The following is a 25,777-nucleotide window of genomic DNA, read 5'->3' on the forward strand; positions in this document are numbered from 1 at the left end:
AAGGCGACTGCGTAATGAATTTCTGGACTTGAGAGGTGCTTACAGCAAACCCGTACTCTGGTCACGCTCTTACTTTGCGGGCTCTTGCGGCGGAGCACCGTTGGAGGTGATCAAGCAATACATTCAAAACCAGCGGGGCTGACGCCCCGGCGAAATTCCCCTCCCACCTACGTCGGAGGGAGTCCCCTTTCGCATTTAAGATGGATCCAGACCCACAGCCAGCAGGAGATGAGTTACCCCGCCCTGCACGGCTTCCTGTGCGCCCGTCTGGCGGGGCCCGTTGCCCCCGACTGGCAAGATCCGCTGGCCGGCCTGCTGCCTCATGATGCAGCGCTGGACGAGAAGAGTGCCGAGGCGCTGCATCACCTGATCGCCGAGCTGGAAGCCCAGGCCGACGACGCGCAGCTGGCCCTGCCGAGCCAGTGTCGCCTCTCTACCGACAACCCGGAGCAGGTGTTTGACAAGCGCCATCCTCTGGGCCAATGGAGCTATGGCTTCAGTCAGGGGGTGGCCTGCTGGCCGGCGCCGACCGATCTGAACGATCCGGCGACCCGCCATCGCTTCAGCCTGGTGGCCGAGCTCTGCCTGTTTCGCGACAAGCCCATGGCCATGATGCTGCACCAGGCTGCGGCCAGCGAGCTCCCCTTCCTCGATTTTTGCAAGCGTCAACGCCAGCAGATGAAGACGGCCCTCAACCTCCTGCTCGGCCAGGATCACTACGAGGCCGAGCCTGAAGAGAGCCCGTCCCTGGACAACGAGCAGACTCGCCAGTGGCAGCAGTGGTTCGAGCTGGCGGCAGAGAGCCGCGATCCCCTCGCTCGCCTTGGCTGGTTCGAGCGCATCATTGCCGATGCCAACCTCCTGTTCGATGAGGCATTCTGGCAAGCCCACGCGGGCCATGGCTGGCAGGTCCCCGAGGCACGCCCTCTGATCGCGGCCAGGGCCGGTCGAGCCGATTGCCTGCTGCGACTTGGGCAGCTTGGGCAGGCACGGGATGAGTACCTGGCCCTGCTCGCACTCTGCCGCGCCGACGAGCCCGCTTGCCGCCACCCCCTCTCCACCCTCTATGCCTGGCAAGGGGAGTGGGATGCCCTGCAACAACTGCTGGTGCGCTTTGATGAAGCCTCCTGCTGGCTGCTCTACAACAAGGCCTTGATGAGCTTTGTCTGCGAAGGGGAAACGGCGGCGCGCCCTCATCTGGCGGCGGCAATGGGGGTCAATCCCCATGTGCCCGCCACTTTGCTGGGCCAGCGCCGCTTGCCCAAGCAGGAGCCTCGCCGCTGGCAGGGAGGCAGCCGTGACGAGGCGGCGCTCTACGCCTTGCAGAGTCGCGAGGCCTGGCTGACCCACAACGCTTTGATATGGCTGCGAAAGAGTGCGGGCAAGCAGGCCAGTTGAGACCCCAATTGCCGATTCGATGACAGAACACGTGCGCAAACGCACATTTTTCTGGTGACTGGTCAGACAAATGCCCCTGTGTTACGTATCATCAAGGCCAAAGTATCAAGAGAAACTGCACCCGATGCAGCCGCCACAGCAGGATGTCATATGTCGAAGATCATTGAGCTGCTCGCGCACTACCCTCCTTATCAGCTGGTTCACGCCGCTGAGATGGTGCGCGATACCTTTGAACAGTTTTATCAGCAGCGGTACCAACTCACCGTACCCCAGTGGCGCCTGATGATGGTGCTCGGCCCCCACTACCCCATCAGCCAGAAGGAACTGGTGGAGGCGAGCGGCATGGACAAGGTACGGATCTCCCGCGAGATCCATCGTCTGGTGGAGAAAGGCATCCTGTTCACCGAGAACAGCGTGCAGGACAAGCGCATCAGCCTGGTCTCCTTCACCCCGGCGGGGCTCACCCTGTTCCAGCAGCTCAAGACGGAGGCGGGAAGCTGGCAGCACACCCTCACCGACTATCTGCCGGCCGAGGCGCGCCAGAGCATTCGCCTGCACCTGCAGAGCGTCAGCGATGCCATCGAACAACTTCACCTGCTGGACAACGAGCAACCCTCATGAAGCTGAACAACTTTGCCACCATGGATGTCAACATGCTGCTGAGCCTGGTCAACATGCAGCTGCGTGATCACTACGAGGATCTCGATGATCTCTGCCGGGCGCAGGATCTCGATAAAGAGGCCCTGGTTGCCAGGCTGGCCAGTGGCGATTTTCACTATCAGGAAGATCAGAAGCAGTTCAGATAGGGATCCGGATCACAACCCGACCCATGCCGCTGGCTCCGTCGGCAAAAGCTGCTAAGGTGGTGGCTACCCGGTCCGTTGATGTTCGCAAGAGGTATGGATACATCTTGTTGTCACAGACCGCGGTTAGCCTCTCGTTCACCACCCGCAGCCAAGGATGACCCATGATGCGCCTCATTCGACCAACCAGCCTGATCACCCTCTGCACATTGCTGGTGATCAGCCTCTTCCTCCCCCAGGTCCCCAGCAGCGCCGAGCAGTGGCTCACCACCCTGCTGCTGGCCTCCCTGGTGGCGGTCTTTCTGATGGTCGGCAGCGGCTGCCGCCACTTCCTGCGCGAATAACGACGCCAGAGCGTGATGCCTGAGCAAAAACAACAACGCAGCCCGAGGGCTGCGTTGTTGTTTCAGGATACTGGGGGCCAAGACCCCGAGTGGCATCAGTAAGCCAGGGTTTCCAGCTGCTCCTTGGCCTGCTCGATCCCCTTGGCTTGCGCCTCCGGCCCCATGCCCATGCCTTCGGCATAGATGAAGTCCACTTCGTTGATGCCGATGAAGCCCAGCACGGTACGCATGTAGGGGGTCACCAGGTCGGTGGCATTGCCCACGTGCATGCCGCCACGGGGGCTGACCACCAGGGCGCGGGTGTTCTCCACCAGGCCGACCGGACCGGTCTCGGTGTAACGGAAGGTTACGCCGGCACGGGCCACCAGATCGATCCAGTTTTTCAGCTGGGTCGGGATGTTGAAGTTGTACATGGGGGCCGCGATGATCACCAGATCGCTCGCCTTGAGCTCGGCGACCAGCTCGTCGGACTGCGCCAGCACCGCTTGCTGACGCTCGTTCAGGTTCTCGCCACCACGCAGGCCCATGGCCAGTTCGCCGTCCAGCACCGGCAGGTTCAGGGTCGCCAGATCGCGTACCTGGATGGTGTCACCCTGGCGCTCGGCCAGGTAGCCGTCGATCAGGGCGTTGGATTGGGAATACTGGCCCAGGATGCTGGACTTCAGAACGAGGATATTGGCCATGGTGAAACTCCATTTGATTGTCAATTGAACAGCCAGGCTGTCGATGGAGGTCACTATAAAGACTGGCATTAAAGCCTGATAGCGAAAATAGATGCTCAAGTCATTCAAAAAATTTGATGTCTGTGCATTTCCTCGACAGAGAGGGGCTCATCAAACTCCGCACCCTTGGCATGACAAACGATTGCCGTTATGATCCGCCGCACTTTTTGTACGTGATCCGGATCTCATGACCTCCTCCCGCAGGCACTCCCCCTTTGCCGGCGCCGTCTGGATGATGGTGGCAGGCCTCTGCTTCGCCGCCGTCAACAGCCTGAGCCAGTATGTCAGCTTCACGCTCGGCCTCCCCTCGACCCAGGTCGCCTTTCACCAATATCTGATAGCCCTGGTCTGCCTGCTGCCCTGGCTGGTGCGCCACGGTCTGCGCCAGTCCCTGATGACGAACCAGCAGCGCCTGCACCTGCTGCGGGTCGCCCTGGCGGTGACCGGCATCCAGTTCTGGCTCTGGGCCCTGGCGGTCCCCGTCCCCATCTGGCAGGGGATCGCGCTCTTGATGACCTCCCCCCTGTTTGCCACCCTGGGATCAGCCCTCTTTCTCAAAGAGCAGGTGAGCCGGGCCCGCATTCTCGCGACCCTGGCGGGGTTTGTCGGCGCCATGCTGATCCTGGCCCCCTGGACCGACGACTTCACCCTGGCCTCCCTGCTGCCGGTGGCGGCCGCCCTCTTCTGGGCAGGCTACTCCTTGCTGGTGCGCTATCAGGCGGCCAGCGAGTCGTCCCACACCATCGTCGTCTACCTGCTCGTCTTCAGCACCCCGTTCAACGCCATGCTGGCGATCCCTGAATGGCAGTGGCCGAGCGAAACCCAGTGGCTGCTGGTGGCCGCCTCGGGCGTACTGTCGGCACTGGCCCAGATGTCCATCGCCCGCGCCTACAGCGTGGCGGAGGCCTCCTTCGTGCAACCTTTTGATTTTGCCAAGCTGCCCATGAACGTGCTGGGCGGCTGGCTGGTATTTGGCTGGGCGCCCCCCGGTCGCTTGTGGCTGGGGGCGGCCATCATCATCGGCGCCATCACCCTGCTCACCCATCTGGAGCAGCGCGCCCACCCACCCACTTCCTGAGGTACGCCATGCGTGCCTCTTTTTTTGCTCACCCGGATCAGCCCTGCTGACCACCGACCTCAGGAGAGATCAGATGTTTGGAACCGCCACCCGCCCCACTGCGACCCGCGCCCTGCTGCTGGGATCAGGCGAACTCGGCAAGGAGGTCGCCATCGAGCTGCAGCGGCTCGGTATCGAGGTGATCGCCGCCGACCGCTATGCCAACGCCCCCGCCATGCAGGTGGCCCACCAGGCCCGCGTGCTGGACATGCTGGATGGTGCCGCCCTGCACGCCCTGGTGGCCGAGGTCAAGCCCGACCTCATCATCCCCGAGATTGAAGCCATCGCCACCGACACCCTGGCCGCCCTGGAGCAGGAAGGGGTCAAGGTGGTGCCCAATGCCCGCGCCACCCAGCTCACCATGAACCGGGAGGGGATCCGTCGCCTCGCCGCCGAAACCCTGGGGCTGCCCACCTCTGCCTACCGCTTTGCCCAGAGCAAGGAGGAGTTTGTGGCCGCCGTCGAGGCCATCGGCCTCCCCTGCGTGGTCAAACCGGTGATGAGCTCCTCCGGCAAGGGGCAGAGCCTGCTGCGCGATCTCGCCAAGCTGGATGAAAGCTGGACCTATGCCCAGGAGGGGGGCCGTGCCGGTCGTGGCAAGGTGATTGTCGAAGGCTTCGTTCCTTTCGAGTACGAGATCACCCTGCTCACGGTGCGCGCCGTCGATGGCATCCACTTCTGCGAGCCTATCGGCCATCGCCAGGAGGATGGCAACTACCGCGAATCCTGGCAGCCCCAGGCCATGAGCGAGCTGGCCCTGGCCCGCTCCAAGGAGGTGGCGGCCAAGGTGGTCGAAGCCCTTGGCGGCTACGGTCTGTTCGGGGTCGAGCTCTTCATCAGGGGTGACGAGGTGTGGTTCAGCGAAGTCTCCCCCCGCCCCCACGACACCGGCATGGTGACCCTGATCTCCCAGGATCTCTCCGAGTTCGCCCTGCACGTGCGCGCCATCCTGGGGCTGCCCGTCGGCACCATCACCCAGTACGGCCCGAGCGCCTCTGCCGTGGTGCTGCGGGAAGGCCACAGCCAGGATATCCGCTATCAGGGGATCGGCGAGGCACTGGCCCTGGTGCCCGGTGCCCAGTTGCGTCTCTTTGGCAAGCCGGAGATCGCCGGTCGTCGTCGCCTCGGGGTGGCGCTCGCCCGTGGGCAGGATTGCCAGGAAGCCGTGGAGCAGGCCAAGACGGTGGCAGCCCAAGTCGAGGTACTGTTCTAGGCACTCCGCTTTACCACGCAAAAACAAACGTTTATCTGCGTGATCCGGCGCAAGGGGCAGGTGACTGCCCCTTTCCCATTGAAGCACCGGGCTTATAATCCCCCCTTCACCTATGTCAGGAGTACAAGATGTTAACTGCCGTGATCTTCGATATGGATGGTGTTCTGATCGACTCGGAACCCTTCTGGCAACGGGCACAGATGGCCGTCTTCGCCGAACTGGGCCACTTCCACACCGAGGAGGACTGCAACTCCACCATAGGGGTGCGCATCGATCAGCTGGTGGCCCACTGGTACCGGATCCGCCCCTGGAGCAGCCCCAGCCAGGAAGAGGTAGTACAGCGCATCCTGGATCAGGTGATCGCGCTCATCCTGCAAGAGGGACAGCCCAAGGCCGGGGTGCTGGAAGCGCTCGACCTCATCGAGGCCCAAGGGCTCAAGATCGGGCTCGCCACCTCCTCCCCGTTTGCCATGGTCGAGGCGGTGCTCGGCAAACTCGGCATCCAGGACCGTTTCATGGCGGTCCACTCCGCCGAAGTGGAGCGCTTTGGCAAACCCCACCCGGATGTCTATATCCACGCCGCCGAGAAGCTCGGCGTCGAGCCTGTGCACTGTCTCGCCATCGAGGACAGCTTCACCGGCCTGCTGGCGGCCAAGGCAGCCGCCATGACGGCGCTGATCGTGCCGGACCCGGCGCTGGTCGGCGATCCCCGTCTGGCCATCGCCAACCACGAGCTGCGATCTCTTGCCGAGCTGAACGCAGAGATGCTGGCCGGCTGGGTCAAGTAGGCAGCACCCTGGCGGACTGACCTCCTGCCTCCCTTGAGCCCGCTCATAAACGTGCGCTTGCTCGCGGTTGCGCCGTCCTGTGGCGACTAGAATCAGCAGGAGCACAGAGACGGCCCACGGGCCCGAGGAGGTCACCATGATCGAATACACCAGCAAGCGTATCGTCTGCCCCCACTGCGGCCACCACACCCGGGTCGAGCTGGATGCCAGCCAGGGGGATCAGGAGTTCTACGAAGATTGCATGGCCTGCTGCAACCCCATCCACCTGCGGCTGCACCGGGATGAAGCCCGCGACTGCCTGCAACTCTTCGTGGATGCCGACGACGAGCAGCTGTTCTGAATCCCCCTGTCCAGACACAGACAAAAACAAACGGGACCCTGTGGGTCCCGTTTGTTCTGGTGCCATCGTCAGGCTGGATCACGCCTCCCTCAAGCACGCCGCCTTCGCCGACGTCATGGTCGGAACAAACTCCACCACCTGATAATCGGCCGCCTCTGCCTGCTTGAAGGGATCCTCTGCCAGCATCGCCTCCAGGGCGTCTCGGCTCACTCCCTGCGCCAGTATGACGCCCCCGACTCGGGGTACCCGACGCCCGGACGCCAGAAAATGGCCTGCGGCATACTGCCGCTCCAGCCACGCAATGTGGGCCGGGATCAGGGCATCGATCTCCGCCAGCGGTTTCACATAAGTCAATGTCACGACAAACATAGAGAAGTCTCCAAGGCCCTGGGGCGGCGCCTCTTCCACAAGAGGACGCCTTTCCCGTGATGCCACCCTCCTCTTCGAACCCTGGGGGCAGCGCTCAGGTGGTTACTGGCGCGCCGCCAGCACCCGCTCCACCGTGTCGACGATGGCCTGGGTCTGGGGGTCAATCTCGATGTTGGTCCGCCAGCCGGCCTTGACCCAGCCCAGGTTGGTGCGGGCCAGGGTCTCGGGGATCAGGTTGACGCAGAACTCGCTGGCGCGCACCTCGCCCACGGTGAGGCTGATGCCATCGATGCCGATGTAGCCCTTGGTCAGCACGTACTTCATGAGCGCAGGATCGAGGCGATACCACACCTGGCGGTTGTTGGGGGTGTCGATGACCGAGGTCACCTCGGCCGTCCCCATGATGTGGCCGGACATGGCATGGCCGCCAATCTCGTCCCCAAAGCGGGCGGCCCGCTCCACGTTGACCTTGTCACCCACCACCAGTTGCCCAAGGTTGGTGAGGCGCAGAGTCTCCTGCATCAGATCGAAGCTGACCAGATCCCCCTCCACCCGGGTGACGGTCAGGCAGCAGCCGTTGTGGGCTACCGAGGCCCCCAGGGCCAGCCCCTCGCCCCAGGCCGGGCTCGGCATGCGGATCACGTGGGTGCGAAAATTGGGCAGTGAATCGATGGCCACCAGTTCGGCGGTCCCTTGTACGATGCCGGTGAACATGAGTCTCTCCAGGCTGTGAAAATTGTCGGCAGGTTACCCCCGGCCACCTTGCAAGACAAGGGTGCCGGCTGACAAGGAGAAGCGCGATCGCTATAGTGACCCCAATCAATCCAGACTGAACGAGGAAACAAAAATGCAGGTATATCAATGCTGTGAAGCCATTCGCATCGCCTACAACCAGATTGGCTCCGGTGAGCAGGGTTATGTGCCCCAGGCCATTGCCGCCAGCATACGGGCGCTCAACGCCGTGGCCTCCGACGAGCGGGTACCAGCGGATCTGCGCGAGCAGGCGGCCTATGCCGCGGCCAACCTGCTGATCAGCGATCACGAAGACGCCTGATCCCTGCTACAAATCTGCCGCCGACCTTCCCCGTTGGCGGTTTTTCAGGCTAGAATGACACCCCCGCATTTTGTCTCCTCAGGACGAGGAGGCAGAAGCCCATCTCTCTTGTCCGCTCTTTCTCTTTTATCTGATCCACTCGGAGGTGTCAGTGCAACGTTATTGGTCCGAGGCGAAGCAGCTCGTTCGTCTAGCCAGCCCCATTCTGGTCGCCCAGGTGGCCCAGATCGCCATGAACTTCGTCGATACCGTGATGGCGGGACAGGTGAGCGCCGTGGATCTTGCCGCCGTGTCGGTGGCGTCCAGCTTCTGGTTGCCGATCATCTTGCTGGTGCAGGGCATCATCATGGCCCTCACCCCCATCGTTTCCCAGCTCAACGGCGCCCGCAAGCAGGACGAGGTGCGCCCCGCCGCGCACCAGGGCTTCTGGCTCGCCCTCATCGTCACGCCCATCGCCATGGTGGCACTCTACTTCAGCCCCCTGGCACTGCAGTTCATGGATGTGGATCCCGTCATGGCGGCCAAGACTGCCGGCTACCTGCACGCCATCCTGTGGGGCCTGCCCGCCTTCGTGATGTTCCAGGTGCTGCGCAACTTCAGTGAGGGGCTCTCCCACACCATGCCGACCATGGTTATCGGTTTCGTGGGGCTCGCGGTCAACATCCCCGCCAACTACATCTTCATTCACGGCCACTTTGGCATGCCGAAACTCGGCGGCGTCGGCTGCGGCGTGGCCACTGCCATCGTGCTCTGGGCCATGCTGCTGGCGATGATCGTCTATGTGAAGTGCTCTGCCCACTTCAAGCGCATCAACCTGTTCGCCCAACTGGCACGCCCCAACGGCAGCCGGATCTGGCGCCTGTTCCGCCTGGGGTTTCCCATCGCCATGGCCATCTTCTGCGAGGTGACCCTGTTTACCGTGGTGGCCCTGATGCTGGCACCCTTCGGCGCGGAGACGGTGGCGAGTCACCAGATTGCGCTCAACTTCTCCAGCCTGGTCTTCATGCTGCCCCTGTCCATTGGTGTCGGCGTGACCATCCGGGTCGGTCACAACATAGGGGAAGGTCAACCGGATCAGGCCAGGGTCGCCGCCCGCACCGGCCTGATGCTGGGCATGGGAGTCGCCGCCGCAACCGCCGCCCTCACCGTGCTGCTGCGCGACCCCATCGCGGGGATCTACACCGACGACCTGCAGGTGATCGGCCTCGCCGCCACCCTGCTCTTCTTCGCCGCCATCTACCAGATCTCCGATTCTGTACAGGTGGTGGCCGCGGCGGCCCTGCGCGGTTACAAGGATACCCAGGCCATCTTCTACGTCACCATCGTCGCCTATTGGGGGCTGGGTCTGCCCACCGGCATGATCCTGGGGCTGACCGACTGGGTGGTACCGCGCATGGGCCCGCAGGGCTTCTGGATAGGCTTCATCGTCGGTCTCACCTCCGCCGCCCTGATGCTGGGCGCACGGCTGCGCGTCATCTACGGCCGCTTCGCCAGCCCCGCAGCCTGCACCGCCCTCTCCCGGGCGCAATAGGGCGCGGCCAGGGGCACGGGGAGCCGCACTTTTGGGGCGGCTCGCCTGTAAAATCAACAGGCTGCACAAGAACTGGGCAAACAGTCTCCTTTGTGCATGTCCCTTGTTGACAGCCTTGGGGGCCATGGGTAGTATGCCGACCACGCCAGCAGTGCTGGCGGGATAAAACGGGTTTTCAACCCGGTTTATGAAGTGGGTTTATAGCTCAGTTGGTTAGAGCACTACCTTGACATGGTAGGGGTCGTTGGTTCGAATCCAATTAAACCCACCACTTTTCGTGATGCGTCCTTAGCTCAGCTGGTTAGAGCACCACCTTGACATGGTGGGGGTCGGTGGTTCGAATCCACTAGGACTCACCATCACGAAACCCTGTTATGCGTCCTTAGCTCAGCTGGTTAGAGCACCACCTTGACATGGTGGGGGTCGGTGGTTCGAATCCACTAGGACGCACCATAACAGTTTGAATAAATTGCAGATATGAATTTGATGTGGGTCTAAAGCTCAGTCGGTTAGAACAGTACTTTGACATGGCGTAGGCAATGTCGTTGGTTCGAATCCGGTTGAACACAGATGTGGGTTTATAGCTCAGTTGGTTAGAGCACTACCTTGACATGGTAGGGGTCGTTGGTTCGAATCCAATTAAACCCACCACTCCCCTGCAATGACACACAAAGTCGCCTTGCGCACCCTGCGTCCTTAGCTCAGCTGGTTAGAGCATCACCTTGACATGGTGGGGGTCGGTGGTTCGAATCCACTAGGACGCACCAGATTTGAAAAGCCCGCTTGATAGCGGGCTTTTTGCATTGGTCGGCTCTGACATCCGCTCTCCCCCGTCATCTGCCTCCTGTCCCCTCTGGCCCACGGGCCGCCATTGTCGTGCCATGGCCGCCGCGTTTACCTCGCTTCGTCAGAAGAGATCGAGCTGCTGGCCGCAGATCCGCTCGAACGACTCCCCCACAAAGGGAAGGATGGCGTCGGCGATGGGCCTGAGCTGCTTGTCGATGTAGTGCTCGTAGTCGACGGCGCTGCGCCGGTACTCCAAAGGCTCGGGGCCGTTCAGGGTCATCAGGTAGGCGATGGTGCCCCTGTGCTGATAACGCTGGGGCAGGCCGCGGCGCAGATTCTCCTCATCCGCCAGGCGCGCCGCCCGCACATGGGGCGGCACGTTCTTCTGATACTCCTCGAGTTTCTGGCGCAGCCGCTTGCGGTAGATGAGCAGATCGTCGTGACGGCCGGCCCGGGTCTCGTCCACCATGGTGCGCACATAACTGCTGGGATCCTGGTCGTGGAACACCATTTCGTAGAGCCGGGTCTGGAATGCCTTGGCAAGGGGTGTCCAGTCGGTGCGCACCGTCTCCAGCCCCTTGAACACCAGGTGCTCCCCTTCCCCTTCGCCCACCAGTCCCGCATAGCGTTTCTTGCTCCCCTTCTCCAGCCCGCGAATGGTGGGCATCAGGAAACGGCGGTAGTGGGTCTCGTACTGGATCTCCAGATGGCTCGGCAGGTCGAACTCCCGCCTTATCAGCGCGGCCCAGTTGTCGTTGATCATCTTCGCCAGTCGCTGGCCAATCTCGTCCGCCTGTTCGAGACGGATATCGCTCCCCAGGTGCACGAAGGTGGAGTCGGTGTCCCCATAGATCACCTCGAACCCTTCTGCCTCTATCCACTCCCGGGTCTGCTGCATGATGCCGTGGCCCCGCAAGGTGATGGAGGAGGCGAGCCTCGGGTCATAGAAGCGGCAGCCCCCCGACCCCAGCACCCCGTAGAAGGAGTTCATGATGATCTTGATGGCCTGGGAGAGGGCCTTGTTACTGGCGGCCTTGGCCCGATCCCGCGCCGCCCAGAGGGTGGCGATGAGATCCGGCAGGAAGTGGCGGGTTCGGGAGAACAGGGCGCCGCGAAAGCCTGGAATGGCGTTATCCGGGTGTTTGAGCCCCTCCACCAGCCCCATGGGGTCGATGCAGAAGGTGCGGATGATGCTGGGATAGAGGCTCTTGAAGTCGAGCACCAGCACGTGGCGATAGAGCCCCGGCTTGGAGTCCATCACATAGCCGCCGGGGCTTGCGAGCCCGCCGTCTGCCGGCAGGTTGGGCGCCACATAGCCACCGCGGTGCAGCCGTGGCAGATAGAGGTTGGTGAACGCCGCCACCGACCCGCCCACCCGGTCGAGCTCAAGACCGGTGAGGGAGGCGCGCTCGATGGCGAAGGGGATGAGGTGGCAGAAATCGAAGATCTCCCACACCAGCCTGCAATCTTCCAGGTTGTAGCGGGCCAGCGCCTCCTTGTCGGAGTGGAACAGCTCGGTGATCTTCTCCCCCCGGTTGGCCACGTCCTCGATGTCCTTGCCCCGCCCGAGCAGCTCGCTCGCCACCGCATCCAGGCTGTAGCTCGGGAACTGCCAGGTGGCGCTCTTGAGGGTATCGATGCCGTCCAGCACCATGCGCCCCGGGATGATGACGTTGCCGCTCTGGGGGTCGTTTCGGGACGAGCGCCAGAAGCAGAGCTCCCGCCCGCGCCCGAGCCGCAGCCGCCGCTTGTGGAGTTCGGCGCGGCGCAGCAGCAGGCGAAAGTCGAAATTCACCACGTTCCAGCCGATGACGAGATCGGGATCGTGCAGGCTGAACCAGCCCTCCAGGGCACCGAGCAGGGCTGGCTCGTCCGCCACCCACTCGACGGGGGTCTCCCAGTCCTGCGAGTCCGGCTCCGGGGCACCAATCATGATGACCCGCGCGTCCTCTTCGCTATGAAGCCCCACCGAGAAGAGAGTGCCATCCATGGCGCACTCCACGTCCAGGGAGACCCAGGAGAGGGTCGGCGTCACCGCCTGCGGCGCACAGCGCGCCTCGTTTACCTCCCAGTAACCCTGCCTGCCCCCCTTTCGCCTCGCCTTGCCGTCAAAGCGCATCCCGGCGGTGATGAAGCGCTCCATGAGAAAGCGCTCGGGCAGGCGGACATCCGCCTCGAAGTGCTCCAATCCGCGGATGAGCAGCAGCTCGATGGCGCGGTGGAAGGCGCTCAGGGTGGCAAAGTAGCAGCCCACCACCCGGCTCCCCTCGAAGGTGTGCATGGGGAGGCGGCGAAAACGCCCCCTCACCCCGGCCCCCTTGAAAAGCTCTGCCGCCTCCTCCAGGTGGCGTTCCGGGAGGAAGAAGACCGGCTCCTGCCCCGGCACCACCACCCGTACCGGTCCCTGTGCGCTCCAGAGCCACATCACGATCTCGGTACGCCCCTGCACATCCCGACCATGGCGGGTCAGGATGAAGCCGTCGAGCGGCGGGGTCACGGGAGGGAGGGGCTGGATGTCGGTCATGCAGGTGGTCGGGCTCAAGAGTGGGATGGGACTATTGTACGTTCATACAGTACCCGGCTGCAATTGCCGGGCTGGGCCCTCAGGGCAGGCGCTGTGCCCCGTCTTTGCCATCCGGCGCCGGATTGGGGCATAGTAACCTCGGCATCACTCACAGGCACCGGGCGAGACGGCATGTCCAACTTCCGGCAGACGCTGCGGCCTGCGCGCGCCAACCTTTTCCTCGACAAGGAGCACCCCATGACACAACAGTGGCAACGCATTGCCTCCCGCCTCACCGATGTGGGCGGCATCCCGGTGGCTCGCGCCATCCCGGTCAAGGAGCGGCGCACCATCGGGCCCTGGTGTTTTCTCGATCATATCGGCCCGACCCGCTTTGCCCCCGGCGCCCCCGGCATGGATGTGGGGCCCCACCCCCACATCGCCCTGCAGACCTTCACCTGGATGCTGGAGGGGGAGATCCTCCACCGGGACAGCCTGGGCAGCAAGCAGGTGATCCGTCCGGGCCAGGTGAACCTGATGACCGCAGGACGGGGCATCGCCCACACGGAGGAGTCGGTCCCGAACCAGCCCGATCTGCACGCCGCCCAGCTCTGGATAGCCCTGCCAGAGGCGGATCAGCATACCCCGCCCCGCTTCGATCACTACCCGACGCTCCCCCGCTGGCAGCAAGGGGAGATCACCCTCACTCTGCTCATCGGCGAGCACGGCAGCCGGCGCGCCCCCACCCTGCACTTCTCCCCCATTCTGGGGCTGGATCTGCACGCCCCCGAGGGAGGCGAGATCACCCTTCCCCTGGATCCCGCCTTCGAGCACGGCCTCTTTCCCCTCGCGGGGGAGACCATCGTCGCAGGGGAGGCCCTGGCCCCGGAGCAGCTGCTCTACCTGCCCCCCGGCAACCGGGAGGTGGCGCTGACCCTGCGCCCGGGCGCCCGGCTGCTGCTCATCGGCGGCGAGCCCCTGCCCAAACCGCTGCAGATCTGGTGGAACTTCGTGAGCGTCGACAAGGAGGCCATTCGCACCGCCGCCGCCGACTGGGAGAGCGGTCATCCGCGCTTTGGCGAGGTGACGGGTTACCAGGGGCCCCGTCTCAAGGCGCCACCCCTGACCGGGCTCTGAGCCAGGGTCCAAAACAAAAGAGCGCCCATGGCGCTCTTTTTGATTGGAATGAAGGCCCGTCAGGACTCCTCTTCCTGCTCCGCCTGCAACCTGGCCCGGCGGGCCATGGCCTCCTCCTGGGCACTCTCTATCTCGTGCAGCACGCCATCCAGATCGATGGCCTCCCGGCTCTCTTCGAACAGGCCGGTGAGCTCGGTCTCGGGGCCCAGCTTGCCATCCTCGAACAAGGACCACATCTCCCGGGCATACCGGGTCTTGAGCAGCTCGGGGGCATACATGCCGTAGTAGTTGCGCATGTTGTCGACATCCCGCTCCAGCATGGCCCTGGCCTGGTTGTTGGCGGCGGCATCCACCACCTGGGGCAGGTCGATGATGACGGGCCCCTCTTCGTCCACCAGCACGTTGAACTCCGAGAGATCCCCGTGAATGAGCCCGGCGCAGAGCATGCGCACCACGTAGCGGATCACCTTGCCATGATCCACCAGAGCCTGCTCACGGGTCAGGGCCACGTCGTTGAGACGGGGAGCGACGTTGCCGTCGGCGTCGGTGATGAGCTCCATCAGCAGCACGCCATCGAGGCAGACATAGGGCCTGGGCACCCGCACCCCGGCCGCCGCCAGCTTGAACAGGGCATCCACCTCGGTGTTCTGCCACACCTCTTCGTGCTGCTTGCGACCGTACTTGGAGCCCTTCTCCATGGCGCGGGCATCGCGGCTGCTGCGTACCCGCCGCCCTTCCTGATAGACCACGGCCTGCTTGAAGCTGCGCTTTGACGCCTCTTTGTAGACCTTGGCGCAGCGGATCTCGTCGCCGCAGCGCACCACATAGACGTCGGCCTCTTTGCCGCTCATCAGCCGGCTGATGACATCGTCCACCAGGCCGTCATCAACCAGAGGTTGGATTCGATTTGGAATTTTCATGACCGCCCTTTTACCCTATTTGCACCTTGTTTGCACCTGTTTGCTGGTGGCCTGCCACCCCTGTCAGAAACGGCCCGCAAGGGGGCCGTGTCGATCAAGGTTCCGGTGGCAGCCCCTGGCGGATGCGGCGGATCCCCGCCTCGTAGAGACCGTCCTCGCCCTGATCGTGCTCCTGGGTTTCGAAGATCTTGAGAAACCACATGTACTGCTCGGGGAAGCGGCCAAGCTGCTGCTCCACCATGCGGTTCATCTGGTTGACGTCCGCCACCAGATCCGCGGTGGGATAAGGATCGAACGGCGCCTCGATCTCCAGCCGGTAGCACCCCTCGTCCTCGTCGTAGCAGGCCAGAATGGGCACGGCGCGGGCACCGGTCAGCTTCACCAGCTTGGGCAGGGCCGGCAGGGTCGCCTTGGGGTGGTTGAAGAAGGGCACGAAGAGGCTCGCCTCCCGGCCGTGATCCTGATCCGGCAGATAGAAAAAGCTGTCGCCGCTGCGCAGGGCCTTGATGGCGGGCTTGATGCCGACGCTGCGCTCGTAGATACGCCCACCCTTGCTGCGCTCGCGGTTGATGTACCAGTCGAACACCGCATCCTTGGGGCTTTTCATCATGGTGCACATCTTGATCCCCTGGAGGGGGAAGTAGCGGCCAATCATGTCCACCGCCCAGGTGTGGGGCACCACGAAGATCATGGGGCGACCGGCTGCCCGCTCCGCCTCCACGTGCTCCCAGCCGCTCACCTTGACGCGCCCCTTGAGGAAGTCGGGGCTGCGCCAGGTCAGCTCGCCAAAGCCCAGGAAGGTCTTGAGCCCCACCCGGATGGATTTCAGCAGCAGGGCCTGACGGCCCGCCTCGTCGAGATGGGGGAAGCAGATCTTGAGGTTGGTGTCGGCGATGTAGGCCTGCTTCCTGGAGACGCGCAGCAGCAGGGGGGCCAGGTAGTCGGCCAGCTTGTCCCGTGCCCTTGCCGGCACCCAGGCCAGCAGGGAGAGCAGAGCGACGGCCAGCCAGCTGCCCCACAGACGGGGGTGCAGCAGGCGCGGATGAAAAGAGGTGTCAAACACCGGATCTTGTGCGGACATGGTCGCCATCGAATCATCAAAACAGAGCGTCATTTTAGTGATCCTGACAACTTTTTCTACCCTGCCCTGCACAGCGCCCCCGCGCCAAGTCACTGATCAGACAAGTTAGAAATAAAAAGTGGCCCGCTTGGGGCCACATTTTTGCACCGGGTGAGCGCAAGGCTCAGGGGTGAGGAGCAAGGCCCCGGCGGATGCGCCGGATCCCCTCTTCGTAGAGGCCATCCGGCCCCACCTGATCCTCACGGGTGTCGAAGATCTTGAGGAACCACATGTACTGGCCCGGGTGGCGGCAGAGCTGGCGCTCCACGCTGTCGTTCATGCGGCAGGTATCCGCCATCAGATCCCCGCTCGGGTAGTCGGCGTAGGGAGCCTCGACCTCCAACCGGTAGCCGTGCGCCTGCTCGTCATAGCAGGCCAGCACCGGCAGGGCCCGGGCGCCGGTCAGCTTCACCAGCCGTGGCAGGGCCGGCAACGTCGCCTTGGGGTGGTTGAAGAAGGGGGCGAACAGGCTTGCCTCCCGGCCGTGATCCTGATCCGGCAGATAGAAGAAGCTCAGACCGGATTTCACCGCCTTGATCACCGGCTTGATGCCGGCGCTGCGCTCATAGACGCGGCAGCCGTGCCGGGCCCGCGCGCCGTTGATGTGCCAGTCGAACACCGGGTTGCGGGCGCTCTTCATCATGGTGCACATGGGCAGGCCCCGCTGGGCAAAGTAGTAGCCCGCCGCGTCGATGGGCCAGCTGTGGGGCACCACCAGGATCACCGGTCGGCCAGCGGCCTGCTCCGCCTCGATATGTTCCCAGCCGCTGACCTGGATCCGCCCCATCACGTGGGCGGGGCTGCGCCAGGTGAACTCGCCAAAGCCCAGCAGGCTCTTGAGGCCGACCCGGATGGAGGTCATCAGGATGGCCTCCCGCTCGGCCTCGCTCTTCTCCTTGAAGCAGATGGCGAGGTTGGTCCTGGCGATGTAGATCTGCTTCTTCGAGATGGCGCATACCAGGGGCGTCAGAGCATCGGCCAGGCGATCCCGCCAGCGCGGGGGCACGAAGGCGAGCACACCGATGGCGCCGAGGGCGAGCCAGCTCAACCAGTAACGGGGGTGCAGCAGACGAGGCTGGAATCGGGCGTCAAACACGGGATCAGATGAGGACATGGGGCACGACAAAACAATGGGAAGATAAAGTGGCGCGCATCGTGACAGGTATTACCAGTTAACGCCAACTGAATGTCGCCTGTATGGGCAACTATTTAAGCCACTTCACGGATTGACAAAATTAATCTGCTTCATTTGATTCCCCTCTGTGTCACTGCATCACGAACGGCAGACCCCGCACGGGCGGGGTCGATGACGAGGGGGGATGAAAACCTTGTGCCTAGCGGCGTGCGGGCTGCCCCGGCAGGTCATCCTGCACCGCCGGCAGGAAGAACATCAGGTAACGCAGGGCCACGTAACCCACCACCAGGGTGGCCACCCCCAGCTCCAGATAGGCCAGCTGATGGAGCTGCTCGGCATAGCGGGCCGCCTCCGGCCACTGCGACAGCAGGTGACTCACCTTGAACAGGGCGGTGGCCCCGATCACCAGGGGGAAGGTGAAAGCGGCGTAACCCGGCGAGAACGGCAGGCGCAGCAGCTTGATGAAGGCCAGGTAGATGATGCCGGTCATCAGCACGGCGATCCCGAGCAGCACCGCCACCAGCAGCAGGGAGGGATCCTGGCTCACGGTGAGGTAGCCGGCCAGCGACAGGCTCGCCGGGGCGGCCAGGATGGCGATAGTGGGCTTGGCGGCATCCGGCACCTCGTGGCTGAAGATGAGGCGATAGAGCATCAGCGGCAGCATCAGGCCGTAGCAGGCCATGCCGAACCAGAGCAGGCCGGTGGCCAGGGATGCGAAGGGACCGCCCGGGTAGGCCACGTCAGCCACGATGATCCCCACCGGCGGCACAAACCAGCTCGGCACCATGTGATGGATTTCGAACGCTCTGGCCCTGTGCCAGACGAAAGTGGCGAGGAAGACGAGGTGGATGATGACCGCAAACAGCCAGAGCCCCTGCCCCAGGGTCGGGGCGAGCAGGCCGACCGCCTTGGAGACCACCATGGTCCCCATGGCGTAGGTGGGCACCACGCTGCCCACCACGGGATGGGCGAGATCCTGCCACAGCAGGCGCGGGTGGATCAGAAACTTGAAGGTCAGGACGAGGAGCAGCACGGCGGCGATGGCGGCCCCCAGCAGTTGCAGACGGCCATCGAACTGACCGGCATTTTCCCAGCACCAGCCGAGGCTGGCGATCCCCAGAGCCAGACCGGCCATGGGGGTCGGGGCGGCGGCCAGGGAGCGGCGGGTTCTTGCGATCATGGCGAATACCCTCTTGATGATGACGATGGGCATAGGATAAAGGGGGTCTATCGTTTACGATATCTAAATGAATTGAACTTAGCGTTTAGGAAAATCAAACGATATGAAGCTCACCCTGCAACAACTCAAGGTGTTTGCCACCATCGCCCGCCACGGCAACCTGGGGGGCGCCGCCAATGAACTTTGCCTGAGCAAGGGGGCCGTCTCCCAGTCGCTGCAGGAGCTGGAGCGCCAGCTCGCCACGCCCCTGTTCGACCGGGTGCACCCGAGGCTTCAGCTCAACAGCGAGGGGCGCCTGCTGCAACCGGCCGCCGAGGAGCTGCTGACCCGGATGCAGGAGATAGAGCAGCTCTTCAGCCCCGATGCCGAGCCGAGCGGCCAGCTGCACCTCGGGGCCAGCCAGACCATCGGCAACTACCTGCTGCCCGCCCTGCTGGCGGAGGGGGCCCAGGAGCTGGGAGCCGCCCCCAGGGTCACCATCGCCAACACCCACCTCCTGTGCCATGCCCTCGCCCACTTCGAGCTGGATCTCGCCCTCATCGAGGGGGAGAACCACCACCCGGACCTGGTGAGCGAACCCTGGCTGGAGGACGAGATGCTCATCATCGCCGCCCCCGGTCACCCCCTGGCGGATCAGCTCGAGCTGCCCCTGCGCCGGCTTGCCGGGGAAACCTGGGTGCTGCGCGAGGCGCAATCCGGCAGCCGCGAGCAGTTCGAGCAGCAGCTCCAGCCCCACCTGCCCCGCTGGCAGGCGGGGATAGAGCTCAATACCCTGGAGGCGGTGATGCTGGCGGTGGAGAAGGGGCTCGGCATCTCCTTCATCTCCCGCCTCGCGGTGGCGGACCGGCTGGCACAGGGGCGCCTGGTGGCCCTCACCCCGAGTCGCCGCTTCCCCCGCCAGCTCTCCCTCGTCTGGCACAAGCAGAAGTTCCACTCCGTCGCCCTGCGCCGCTTCCTGGCCTTCTGCCGCGCCCAGACCCTGGCGTGAGAACCCCTTCGGATACGACAAGGGCGCCATTGGCGCCCTTGTCGTTCAGCCGATGCTCCCCTCGACCCTCAGCCCTTCCCCGGCCTCAGCCGGCGAGTCCCCCTTCAATCCAGCCGAGCACCTGCCGGGTCACGGCCTGGGGCACCCAGGGGGAGTCCAGCAGCCGGTGGCGCAGGCAATCGGCGAAGTGATCCGCCTCGTGCTGCATGCCGCCCCCCTCCACCGGCAGATAGATGTCCGCCGGCCAGATGACGGGGGCAGGCCCCCCTTGCCAGCGAATGTGCTGGGGATTCCACCACTTGCCCTCGATGACCAGGCGCCACCCCTCCCCGGACAAGGACGCTTCCCGCTCGAGATCCTCGATGATGGAGGCCCCGAGCTCGGCCCGAAACGGCTCATCGAACGTGAAGCTGGCGGTGAGATCCACCTCCCCCGGAGCCCGCGTCAGCGTCACCTCGGGGGCGGGGCAGCCCAGCCCCAGCCGATGGCAGAGGGCGGCATGGAGCCAGAGGGGATAGACCCCCACGTCCCAGGCGGCGCCGCCGTCGAGGGCAGGATCGAACAGCTTGCCCACCCTGGGCTGGGTCGAACCGAACGCCGCCCGCAGCTCGCGCGGCGGCGGCAGCAGGGGCAGGCGCTGCAACAGGGCGCGCATGGCGGGGAAGCACATCACCTTCATGGCCTCGAGCAGCAGCAGGCCCCGTGCGTGGGCGAGCGCCACCAGGGCGTCCCAATCCGCCACCCGGGTCACCGCCGGTTTTTCCACCAGTACGTGCTTGCCCGCCAGCAGCATCTGCCTCACCAGGCCCGCGTGCTCCGGGTGGATGACCGCCACATAGACGGCCTCCACCTCGGGGCTGGCGGCCAGGGCCTCATAGCTGCCATAGGCGTGGGGCAGCCCCAGATCCCGGGCGAACTCGTCCGCCCGTCCCTGGTCCCGGGCGGCGATGGCCACCACCTCGGCTCCCCTGGCGTGCCCGTTCACATCGCGGCAAAAACGCCGGGCGATGGCCCCCGCCCCGGCAATGCCAAAGCGCAGGGGCGCCCTTGTCTCGTCGTGCATCGTCTCTCCTTGCTACCCAATGGTGGACCCCGGCATCACGCCGGGCGCGGGCTCCCGGCCAGGCTGCGCAGCCAGCTTAACTCCTCGCCCCAGATGGACTCGTCGATGGTCTCGAGGATAAGCGGGATGCCGTCGAAACGGTCGTCGTTCATGATGTGGTGGAACACCGCCTCGCCGAGGTTGCCCTCCCGCAGGCTGTGGTGACGGTCGACCCGACTACCGAAGGTACACTTGGCGCCGTTGATATGCATCCCCTTGAGGTACTCGAACCCCACGATGCGGTCGAAGTCGGCAAACACCGCCTCGCACCCCTCGGGGGTACGCAGATCGTAACCGGCGGCGAAGGCGTGGCAGGTGTCAAAGCAGACGCCGACCCGACTCTTGTCCTCTACCCCGTCGATGAGGGTGGCCAGGTGCTCGAACGACCAGCCGAGGTTGGTGCCCTGGCCGGCGGTATTCTCGATCACCGCCGTCACCCCTTCGCTGCGCTCCAGCGCCCAGTTGATGGACTCGCTCACGAGCTTGAGGCTCACCGCCTCGGGGATCTGCTTGAGATGGCTGCCCGGGTGGAAGTTCAGGTAGCACAGCCCCAGTTGCTCGCAGCGCTTCATCTCGTCCAGAAACGCATCCCGGGACTTGGCGAGGGCGTCGGGGTCGGGATGACCCAGGTTGATGAGGTAGCTGTCGTGGGGCAGGATCTGCTCGGGACGAAAGCCCTCCTTCTCGCAGGCGGCCTTGAAGGCGCGAATACTGGCCTCGGAGAGGGGCGCCGCCTGCCACTGGCGCTGATTCTTGGTAAACAGGGCGAAGGCGTTGGCCCCGATGGCTTTGGCCCGGGCGATGGTGTTTTCCACCCCGCCCGCCGCACTGACGTGGGCTCCGATAAATTTCATCTCATCTCCTGTGCACTGTGACCGGGTGCCTGCCACACTGGCCACCGCACCCGTTGCCGGGGCGCCATTATGCCCAAGCCAACCCCTTGCGCCAAACCGGGATTGTCGATGGGGGCAATGGAAAAGGCGCCCGAAGGCGCCTTGATGAGAGACAGAACATCCCTGTCCGTCAATAGGCCAGACCGGCCCCGTAGGGATAGAGCGGGCTTTGTGAGTCCTTGGCCACGTCCGGGGACTGGGCCAGCACCGCCTGCCAGCTCGAGGGCAGCTCGAAGGGGAGCTTGCCACGTGCCTTCTGGGTGCCGCTCATGACATCGAACAGGGCCTGATCCAGGGCGCCGAAGTTGGCGAGCAGCACCCGGGCCGCCGGGGCCACCTCGGTCAGGATGGCGGGCCTGTCCAGATAGACGGAGAGCACCAGGGGCACCCCGGCCTGCTCGATGGCCTGGATGGCGGCATAGTCATCCGCGCCGCGGTAGACCCCTTCGTGGGCCGTCTCCTGCACCACCTGAGCATTGCTGGCAAAGCCGAGCTGGCCGAAGTGGATGCTGCCAAACGGGAAGCGGGGGTCCTGCTCGCCCGGGGCGTTGACCCGCACGATGGCAAGCTCCGCGTCGGCCAGGTTCGTCACCACCGTATAGCCGTTGGCCCTGGCCACCTCGGCGTTGACATTGTGCAGATAGACCCGCTTGCCGTCCGCCTTCAGCGGCAGCAGGGCCCCCTCGTTCTTCAGCAGCACGTGAGACGCCGCCTGGGCGGCCTGGGCCTCCTGCTGGAACTCGGCCTTGCCCACCAGGGCCACCGCGGCCTCGGCATCCACATAGGGATTCTCGAAGAGCCCGAGGGCAAACTTCTGGGCCAGGATCCGCTCGGCCGAAGTGGTGATGGCCGCCTCGGTCACCAGACCGCTCTGCACCGCCGCCAGCAGGGGAGCCGGATCTTCCACGCCACCGAACTGATCCACCCCGGCGTCGATGGCCTTGGCATAACGCTCGGCCTTGGTGAGCTTCTCCACGCCCCAGGACATGCCAAAGGGCACGGTCCAGGGGCTCACCCCGGCATTGACTTCATCCTGGGTCAGCCCCTGCTCGCAGCGGCTGTCACAGTCATTGACGATGCCCCAGTCGCTCAGCACCACGCCGTCAAACTTGAAGTGGCCCCGCAACAGATCCGTGATGATCTGGCGGTTGAAACCAAACCCCACCTCCTCGACGGGCTGCCCATCCTGGGTCAGGCCCAGGGGCATGGCGTAATAGGGCATCACGGCGGCCACCCTGGCCTCGAAGGCACCCTCGAAGGGCACCAGGTGGTAAGCAAACTGGCCGCCGGGGTAGACCTGCTCCTTGCCCCAGGGGTTGTGGGCATCCAGCCCGTCCTTCTGGGGACCGGCCCCGGCGAAGTGCTTGACCACGGTGACCACGCTCTCCTTGCCTATCCCCTCGCTCCCCTGCTGGAAGCCCTCGATGTAGGCCTTGACCAGGGACTTGGCGAGCAGGTTGTCTTCCCCGAAGGTGCCGTTGATGCGGCCCCAGCGCGGCTCGGTCGCGAGATCCGCCTGGGGCGAGAGGGCCTCGTGGATGCCGACGGCACGGTACTCCTGACGGGCGATGTCGCCAAAGCGCTGCACCAGGGCAGCATCGCCGATGGCGGCCAGCCCCAGGGTCTCGGGCCACTGGGAGAAGGCCCCGGCACCGATGCTGGTGGCGTTCGGATCATGGGTGAAGTGGTTGCGGGGATCCGTGCTCACCGTCATGGGGATGCCGAATCCCACCCCTTCCAGCAGGGCCTGCAGGGTGTTGTTGTCTGCGGCGATGGCCGCCGGATCACCGGCCATGCGGGTGATGAAGGTGTTGACCCCGTCCTCGCGCAGCATCTTGTCCATGGCCGCGAGGTTCACCCGCCCCGCCCCGTCCAGCACCAGGGTGCCGTGCATCATCAGCCCTGCCTTCTGGGCCAGGGTGAGCCTGCCCACCAGATCCCGGGCCCGCTCGGCGGCGCCGAGGCGCCAGTCCTCGTAGGGGGTCAGGGTGCCGCTGCCATCGAGATCCTTGAATTGCAGGCCGTCCTGCTCGATGAGGGTGACGGTGCGGTGGCCCAGAACGGGCTGCTCGGGCTTGGGGGTGGAATCGTTGTCGTTGCACCCTGCCAGCAGCAGGGCCCCGATGGCGAGGGCGACACGGGTTCGGGAGAGCGAGTGGTGTTTCATTGTTGTTATCTTCCTTGTGTGTGTAGGAGTCGCCACTCTATGCAAAAGCGGCCCCTCTCACTTGCCCGTCGGGTGCAGGAAGTTGCCGGTTGGGAGCAGGATTGAAAAGTGTGAAAAGGGTTGCAGGGTTACCCTTGGTTACAAATCTGAAACATGAAAGCGGCGCTGGCTCACGGCAATCCGCCGCCGTTGGCCGATGATGGTGGGCCACCGCTGACAAGGATTTTTGCCGTGAAGACCGTCTCCAACCGGATTGCCCTGCACTGCCTCAACCACTGGCAGGCCCGCGGGCGGGATCCTGCTGCCCTCCTGCACCCCTGCGGCATCGCTCACGAAGAGCTGCTGATCCCCCAGGGGCGGCTCGACACCGGGCGCCACTTCCGGCTGCTGGCCGGGGCAGCCCCCCACGTGGATCTGGCCCTCGACTGGACGCCCCCCGCCCTCCCTGGCCTCTTTGCCGACTTCATGTCGCTGGCGAGCCTGTGCTGCAACGCCGCCACCCTTCGCCAGGCCCTGCACTTCTTCCTCGCCTACCGCCCCCTCATCGGCGAGAGCGACGAGATCCGCCTGCAAGAAGAAGAGGGGCAGGCCAGGATCAGCTACCACTCGGAGTCCGATCACCCGGACGTCATCGCCCTGAGCAGCCTGGCCAACCTCTGCCACCTCTATGCCCTGCTCCAGTTCTACCACCCGGGCCAGGGGCTGCTGGTGCTGCCCACCCCGGTACGCCCCAGGCTGTGGCGTGAGCTGGCAGGCTGGCTGGAAGGGCGGTTGCAACAGGGGGCGGACTTCGAGCTGCGCTTTCCCGCCGCCTTGCTCGATCTCGCCCACGGGCAGTGCAACCTGCCCCTGCAACCCCTGCTGCTCGGGGAGCTCGACCGGCAGATGGCCCAGCTTCGCCCAAGCAGCCGCTACCGGGACAGGGTGATGACACTCATCCGCCAGCAGCTGTGGCAAGAGAGCGCCGAGGCCTCCTCTCTGCTCGATGGGGTGTGCGAGCACCTCAAACTGACCCGCTGGACCCTCAACCGCCATCTGCGGGAGGAAGGGTGCCACTTCTCGGGCCTGCTGGAGCGGGTGCGCCGGGAGGAGGCCTGCCGCCTGTTGCAGGATCCCGCCCTCCCCCTGCAGACAGTGGGGGAGCGCCTGGGTTTTGCCCGCCAGAGCAGCTTTACCCGCTTCTTTCGCGAGGAGTTTGCCCTCTCGCCGAGGGAGTTTCGCTCAAGGCGCAGCCGCCTCTGAGGCGCCCCCGAGATGGGCGGCGAGCAACCCCGCCAGCCAGTGGATGAAGAGCTGGACCCTGGGGGCCAGTTGGCGGCGATGGGCATAGAGGGCGTGGATGGGGAGCGGCGGCGGCTGCCACTGGGGCAGGATGCTCACCAGCTCGCCCCCCGCGAGCAGGGATTCGACCCCCACCCGCGGCATCTGGATGATGCCAAGCCCCGCCAGCGCCGCCGCCAGGTAGGTCTCGCTGTCATTGACCATGAGGGCCCCCGCCATGGGCAGCAGGGCGCGGTGGCCATCTTCCGCCAGGTATTCAAAGCCGGGCTCGCTGCGCCCCTGCCCGGCACCAAACCCGGAACCATAGTGCACCAGCCGGTGGCCCGCCAGATCCCCAAGGGTGCGGGGCACCCCGTGGCGAGCCAGGTAGCCTGCGCTGGCACAGTTGATCTGGCGATAGTGACCAAGGGGCCTGGCCACCAGGCTGGAGGGCTCAAGCGCCCCGACCCGCACCACGCAGTCAAACCCCTCGCGCACCAGATCCACCCGCCTGTCCGTGCTGCTCAGCATCAGTTGCAGGGCGGGATGCTGCGCCAGAAAGTCCGGCAGGGCCGGGATCACCAGGTGACGGGCCATCCGGCTTGGCATGTCGACCCGCAGTTGTCCCGAGATCTGCCCCCCCTGGCGAAACAGGCCGTCAAACTCCTCCATGTCCGCCAAAAGCTCCCGGCATCTGGCATAGCAGAGCTGGCCGTCCGTGGTGAGCTGCACCCGCCGCGTGGTACGCAGCAGGAGCCGGGTCCCCATGCGCTCCTCCAGCCGACGGATGGCGGCAGAGAGGGTCGCCTTGGGGATGCCCGTCTGCTCGGCGCAGCGGGTAAAACTCTCCAGCTCGGCAACCCGCACGAAGGCTCTCATCGCATCCAGTTGATCCATGGCCTGATTG

General features: G+C 64.7%; 26 protein-coding genes and 5 tRNA genes. 19 read left to right on the top strand and 12 right to left on the bottom strand.

The features are described from left to right. The 5 genes from AB5Y50_RS14035 to AB5Y50_RS14055 form a co-directional block, all read left to right on the top strand. Positions 1-142: transposase (locus tag AB5Y50_RS14035; RefSeq protein WP_319861765.1), on the top strand; the 142-nt coding region annotated here is incomplete at its 5' end. Positions 143-228: 86 nt separating this feature from the next. Continuing rightward, positions 229-1,398, top strand: coding sequence for a UPF0149 family protein (locus tag AB5Y50_RS14040; RefSeq protein ID WP_053288218.1), 1,170 nt, complete (start codon positions 229-231; stop codon positions 1,396-1,398). 150 nt (positions 1,399-1,548) lie between these two features. Next, the gene (locus AB5Y50_RS14045; protein WP_010674639.1) at positions 1,549-2,019 is read left to right on the top strand and encodes a MarR family winged helix-turn-helix transcriptional regulator; all 471 of its coding nucleotides are present in this window, start codon (positions 1,549-1,551) and stop codon (positions 2,017-2,019) included. Further along, on the top strand, positions 2,016-2,204 hold the full coding sequence (locus tag AB5Y50_RS14050) for a DUF4250 domain-containing protein (RefSeq protein WP_043155974.1): 189 nt from the start codon (positions 2,016-2,018) through the stop codon (positions 2,202-2,204). The genes AB5Y50_RS14045 and AB5Y50_RS14050 overlap by 4 nt, the downstream gene beginning before the upstream one ends. A gap of 161 nt (positions 2,205-2,365) precedes the next feature. Continuing rightward, on the top strand, positions 2,366-2,545 hold the full coding sequence (locus tag AB5Y50_RS14055) for a hypothetical protein (protein ID WP_041215220.1): 180 nt from the start codon (positions 2,366-2,368) through the stop codon (positions 2,543-2,545). Positions 2,546-2,640: 95 nt separating this feature from the next. Here the strand turns inward: AB5Y50_RS14055 and AB5Y50_RS14060 are convergent, their stop codons facing one another. Beyond that, positions 2,641-3,228, bottom strand: a complete 588-nt coding sequence (locus AB5Y50_RS14060) for an FMN-dependent NADH-azoreductase (RefSeq protein WP_039039094.1) — start codon at positions 3,226-3,228, stop codon at positions 2,641-2,643. 226 nt (positions 3,229-3,454) lie between these two features. Here AB5Y50_RS14060 and AB5Y50_RS14065 point away from each other — a divergent pair, with 226 nt between their 5' ends. The 4 genes from AB5Y50_RS14065 to AB5Y50_RS14080 all read left to right on the top strand — a co-directional run bounded on the left by AB5Y50_RS14065 (position 3,455) and on the right by AB5Y50_RS14080 (position 6,725). Continuing rightward, positions 3,455-4,345, top strand: a complete 891-nt coding sequence (locus tag AB5Y50_RS14065; RefSeq protein ID WP_102949308.1) for a DMT family transporter — start codon at positions 3,455-3,457, stop codon at positions 4,343-4,345. Between the two features lie 73 nt (positions 4,346-4,418). Beyond that, positions 4,419-5,597: a formate-dependent phosphoribosylglycinamide formyltransferase gene (gene purT, locus AB5Y50_RS14070; protein ID WP_368163055.1), complete on the top strand. Its 1,179-nt coding sequence runs from the start codon at positions 4,419-4,421 to the stop codon at positions 5,595-5,597. Positions 5,598-5,725: 128 nt separating this feature from the next. Next, positions 5,726-6,385 carry a hexitol phosphatase HxpB gene (gene hxpB / locus AB5Y50_RS14075; RefSeq protein WP_049636390.1) on the top strand — a complete coding sequence of 220 codons (660 nt, stop codon included), beginning with the start codon at positions 5,726-5,728 and terminating at the stop codon, positions 6,383-6,385. Between the two features lie 136 nt (positions 6,386-6,521). Further along, a complete protein-coding gene (locus AB5Y50_RS14080; RefSeq protein ID WP_005336871.1) occupies positions 6,522-6,725 on the top strand; it encodes a CPXCG motif-containing cysteine-rich protein in 204 nt (67 codons plus the stop codon). Between the two features lie 78 nt (positions 6,726-6,803). On the opposite strand, the gene AB5Y50_RS14085 is transcribed toward AB5Y50_RS14080, so the two are convergent. Together AB5Y50_RS14085 and AB5Y50_RS14090 are read right to left on the bottom strand one after the other, a co-directional pair. Further along, positions 6,804-7,094: a YciI family protein gene (locus AB5Y50_RS14085; RefSeq protein WP_029314482.1), complete on the bottom strand. Its 291-nt coding sequence runs from the start codon at positions 7,092-7,094 to the stop codon at positions 6,804-6,806. 102 nt (positions 7,095-7,196) lie between these two features. Then, positions 7,197-7,808 carry a riboflavin synthase gene (locus tag AB5Y50_RS14090; protein WP_039039091.1) on the bottom strand — a complete coding sequence of 204 codons (612 nt, stop codon included), beginning with the start codon at positions 7,806-7,808 and terminating at the stop codon, positions 7,197-7,199. Between the two features lie 133 nt (positions 7,809-7,941). On the opposite strand from AB5Y50_RS14090, the gene AB5Y50_RS14095 reads away from it, so the two are divergent. The 7 genes from AB5Y50_RS14095 (at position 7,942) to AB5Y50_RS14125 (ending at position 10,446) form a co-directional block, all read left to right on the top strand. Next, positions 7,942-8,148 carry a YaeP family protein gene (locus tag AB5Y50_RS14095; protein ID WP_010674629.1) on the top strand — a complete coding sequence of 69 codons (207 nt, stop codon included), beginning with the start codon at positions 7,942-7,944 and terminating at the stop codon, positions 8,146-8,148. A 151-nt stretch (positions 8,149-8,299) separates the two neighbouring features. Then, on the top strand, positions 8,300-9,679 hold the full coding sequence (locus AB5Y50_RS14100) for an MATE family efflux transporter (RefSeq protein WP_049636401.1): 1,380 nt from the start codon (positions 8,300-8,302) through the stop codon (positions 9,677-9,679). A gap of 194 nt (positions 9,680-9,873) precedes the next feature. After that, a tRNA-Val gene (locus AB5Y50_RS14105) sits at positions 9,874-9,950 on the top strand. 11 nt (positions 9,951-9,961) lie between these two features. Further along, positions 9,962-10,038 (top strand) — tRNA-Val (locus tag AB5Y50_RS14110). A 17-nt stretch (positions 10,039-10,055) separates the two neighbouring features. After that, positions 10,056-10,132, top strand: a tRNA-Val gene (locus AB5Y50_RS14115). 121 nt (positions 10,133-10,253) lie between these two features. After that, positions 10,254-10,330 (top strand) — tRNA-Val (locus AB5Y50_RS14120). 39 nt (positions 10,331-10,369) lie between these two features. Beyond that, positions 10,370-10,446 (top strand) — tRNA-Val (locus tag AB5Y50_RS14125). Positions 10,447-10,586: 140 nt separating this feature from the next. Here the strand turns inward: AB5Y50_RS14125 and AB5Y50_RS14130 are convergent. Continuing rightward, positions 10,587-12,989 carry a DNA polymerase II gene (locus tag AB5Y50_RS14130; protein ID WP_010674627.1) on the bottom strand — a complete coding sequence of 801 codons (2,403 nt, stop codon included), beginning with the start codon at positions 12,987-12,989 and terminating at the stop codon, positions 10,587-10,589. 237 nt (positions 12,990-13,226) lie between these two features. On the opposite strand from AB5Y50_RS14130, the gene AB5Y50_RS14135 reads away from it, so the two are divergent. After that, positions 13,227-14,105: a pirin family protein gene (locus tag AB5Y50_RS14135; protein ID WP_010674626.1), complete on the top strand. Its 879-nt coding sequence runs from the start codon at positions 13,227-13,229 to the stop codon at positions 14,103-14,105. A gap of 59 nt (positions 14,106-14,164) precedes the next feature. On the opposite strand, the gene AB5Y50_RS14140 is transcribed toward AB5Y50_RS14135, so the two are convergent. The 4 genes from AB5Y50_RS14140 to AB5Y50_RS14155 form a co-directional block, all read right to left on the bottom strand. Then, on the bottom strand, positions 14,165-15,025 hold the full coding sequence (locus AB5Y50_RS14140) for a PA4780 family RIO1-like protein kinase (protein WP_029314478.1): 861 nt from the start codon (positions 15,023-15,025) through the stop codon (positions 14,165-14,167). A 94-nt stretch (positions 15,026-15,119) separates the two neighbouring features. Beyond that, entirely contained in the window at positions 15,120-16,115 is a 996-nt protein-coding gene (locus tag AB5Y50_RS14145; RefSeq protein ID WP_029314477.1) for a lipid A biosynthesis acyltransferase, read from the bottom strand. 154 nt (positions 16,116-16,269) lie between these two features. Then, positions 16,270-17,259, bottom strand: coding sequence for a lipid A biosynthesis (KDO)2-(lauroyl)-lipid IVA acyltransferase (locus AB5Y50_RS14150; protein WP_010674623.1), 990 nt, complete (start codon positions 17,257-17,259; stop codon positions 16,270-16,272). A 220-nt stretch (positions 17,260-17,479) separates the two neighbouring features. Then, on the bottom strand, positions 17,480-18,460 hold the full coding sequence (locus AB5Y50_RS14155; protein ID WP_029314475.1) for a TDT family transporter: 981 nt from the start codon (positions 18,458-18,460) through the stop codon (positions 17,480-17,482). Between the two features lie 103 nt (positions 18,461-18,563). Between AB5Y50_RS14155 and AB5Y50_RS14160 the strand changes: the two genes are divergently transcribed. Continuing rightward, positions 18,564-19,448, top strand: coding sequence for a LysR substrate-binding domain-containing protein (locus AB5Y50_RS14160; RefSeq protein ID WP_010674621.1), 885 nt, complete (start codon positions 18,564-18,566; stop codon positions 19,446-19,448). An 85-nt stretch (positions 19,449-19,533) separates the two neighbouring features. Here AB5Y50_RS14160 and AB5Y50_RS14165 read toward each other — a convergent pair whose 3' ends face one another. The 3 genes from AB5Y50_RS14165 to AB5Y50_RS14175 all read right to left on the bottom strand — a co-directional run bounded on the left by AB5Y50_RS14165 (position 19,534) and on the right by AB5Y50_RS14175 (position 23,610). Continuing rightward, positions 19,534-20,511 (bottom strand): Gfo/Idh/MocA family protein, encoded by a 978-nt coding sequence (locus AB5Y50_RS14165; RefSeq protein ID WP_010674620.1) that lies wholly within the window; start codon positions 20,509-20,511, stop codon positions 19,534-19,536. A 35-nt stretch (positions 20,512-20,546) separates the two neighbouring features. Continuing rightward, positions 20,547-21,404, bottom strand: coding sequence for a deoxyribonuclease IV (gene nfo, locus AB5Y50_RS14170; protein WP_010674619.1), 858 nt, complete (start codon positions 21,402-21,404; stop codon positions 20,547-20,549). 169 nt (positions 21,405-21,573) lie between these two features. Further along, positions 21,574-23,610 (bottom strand): glycoside hydrolase family 3 protein, encoded by a 2,037-nt coding sequence (locus AB5Y50_RS14175; protein WP_010674618.1) that lies wholly within the window; start codon positions 23,608-23,610, stop codon positions 21,574-21,576. Positions 23,611-23,841: 231 nt separating this feature from the next. Between AB5Y50_RS14175 and AB5Y50_RS14180 the strand changes: the two genes are divergently transcribed. Beyond that, positions 23,842-24,852: an AraC family transcriptional regulator gene (locus AB5Y50_RS14180; RefSeq protein WP_010674617.1), complete on the top strand. Its 1,011-nt coding sequence runs from the start codon at positions 23,842-23,844 to the stop codon at positions 24,850-24,852. On the opposite strand, the gene AB5Y50_RS14185 is transcribed toward AB5Y50_RS14180, so the two are convergent. Continuing rightward, positions 24,832-25,767 carry a LysR family transcriptional regulator gene (locus AB5Y50_RS14185; RefSeq protein WP_010674616.1) on the bottom strand — a complete coding sequence of 312 codons (936 nt, stop codon included), beginning with the start codon at positions 25,765-25,767 and terminating at the stop codon, positions 24,832-24,834. The genes AB5Y50_RS14180 and AB5Y50_RS14185 overlap by 21 nt on opposite strands. Positions 25,768-25,777 lie beyond the last annotated feature (10 nt).

Origin of the sequence: Aeromonas sp. s6 (assembly GCF_040907815.1) — a bacterium.
Lineage (GTDB): Bacteria > Pseudomonadota > Gammaproteobacteria > Enterobacterales > Aeromonadaceae > Aeromonas > Aeromonas caviae.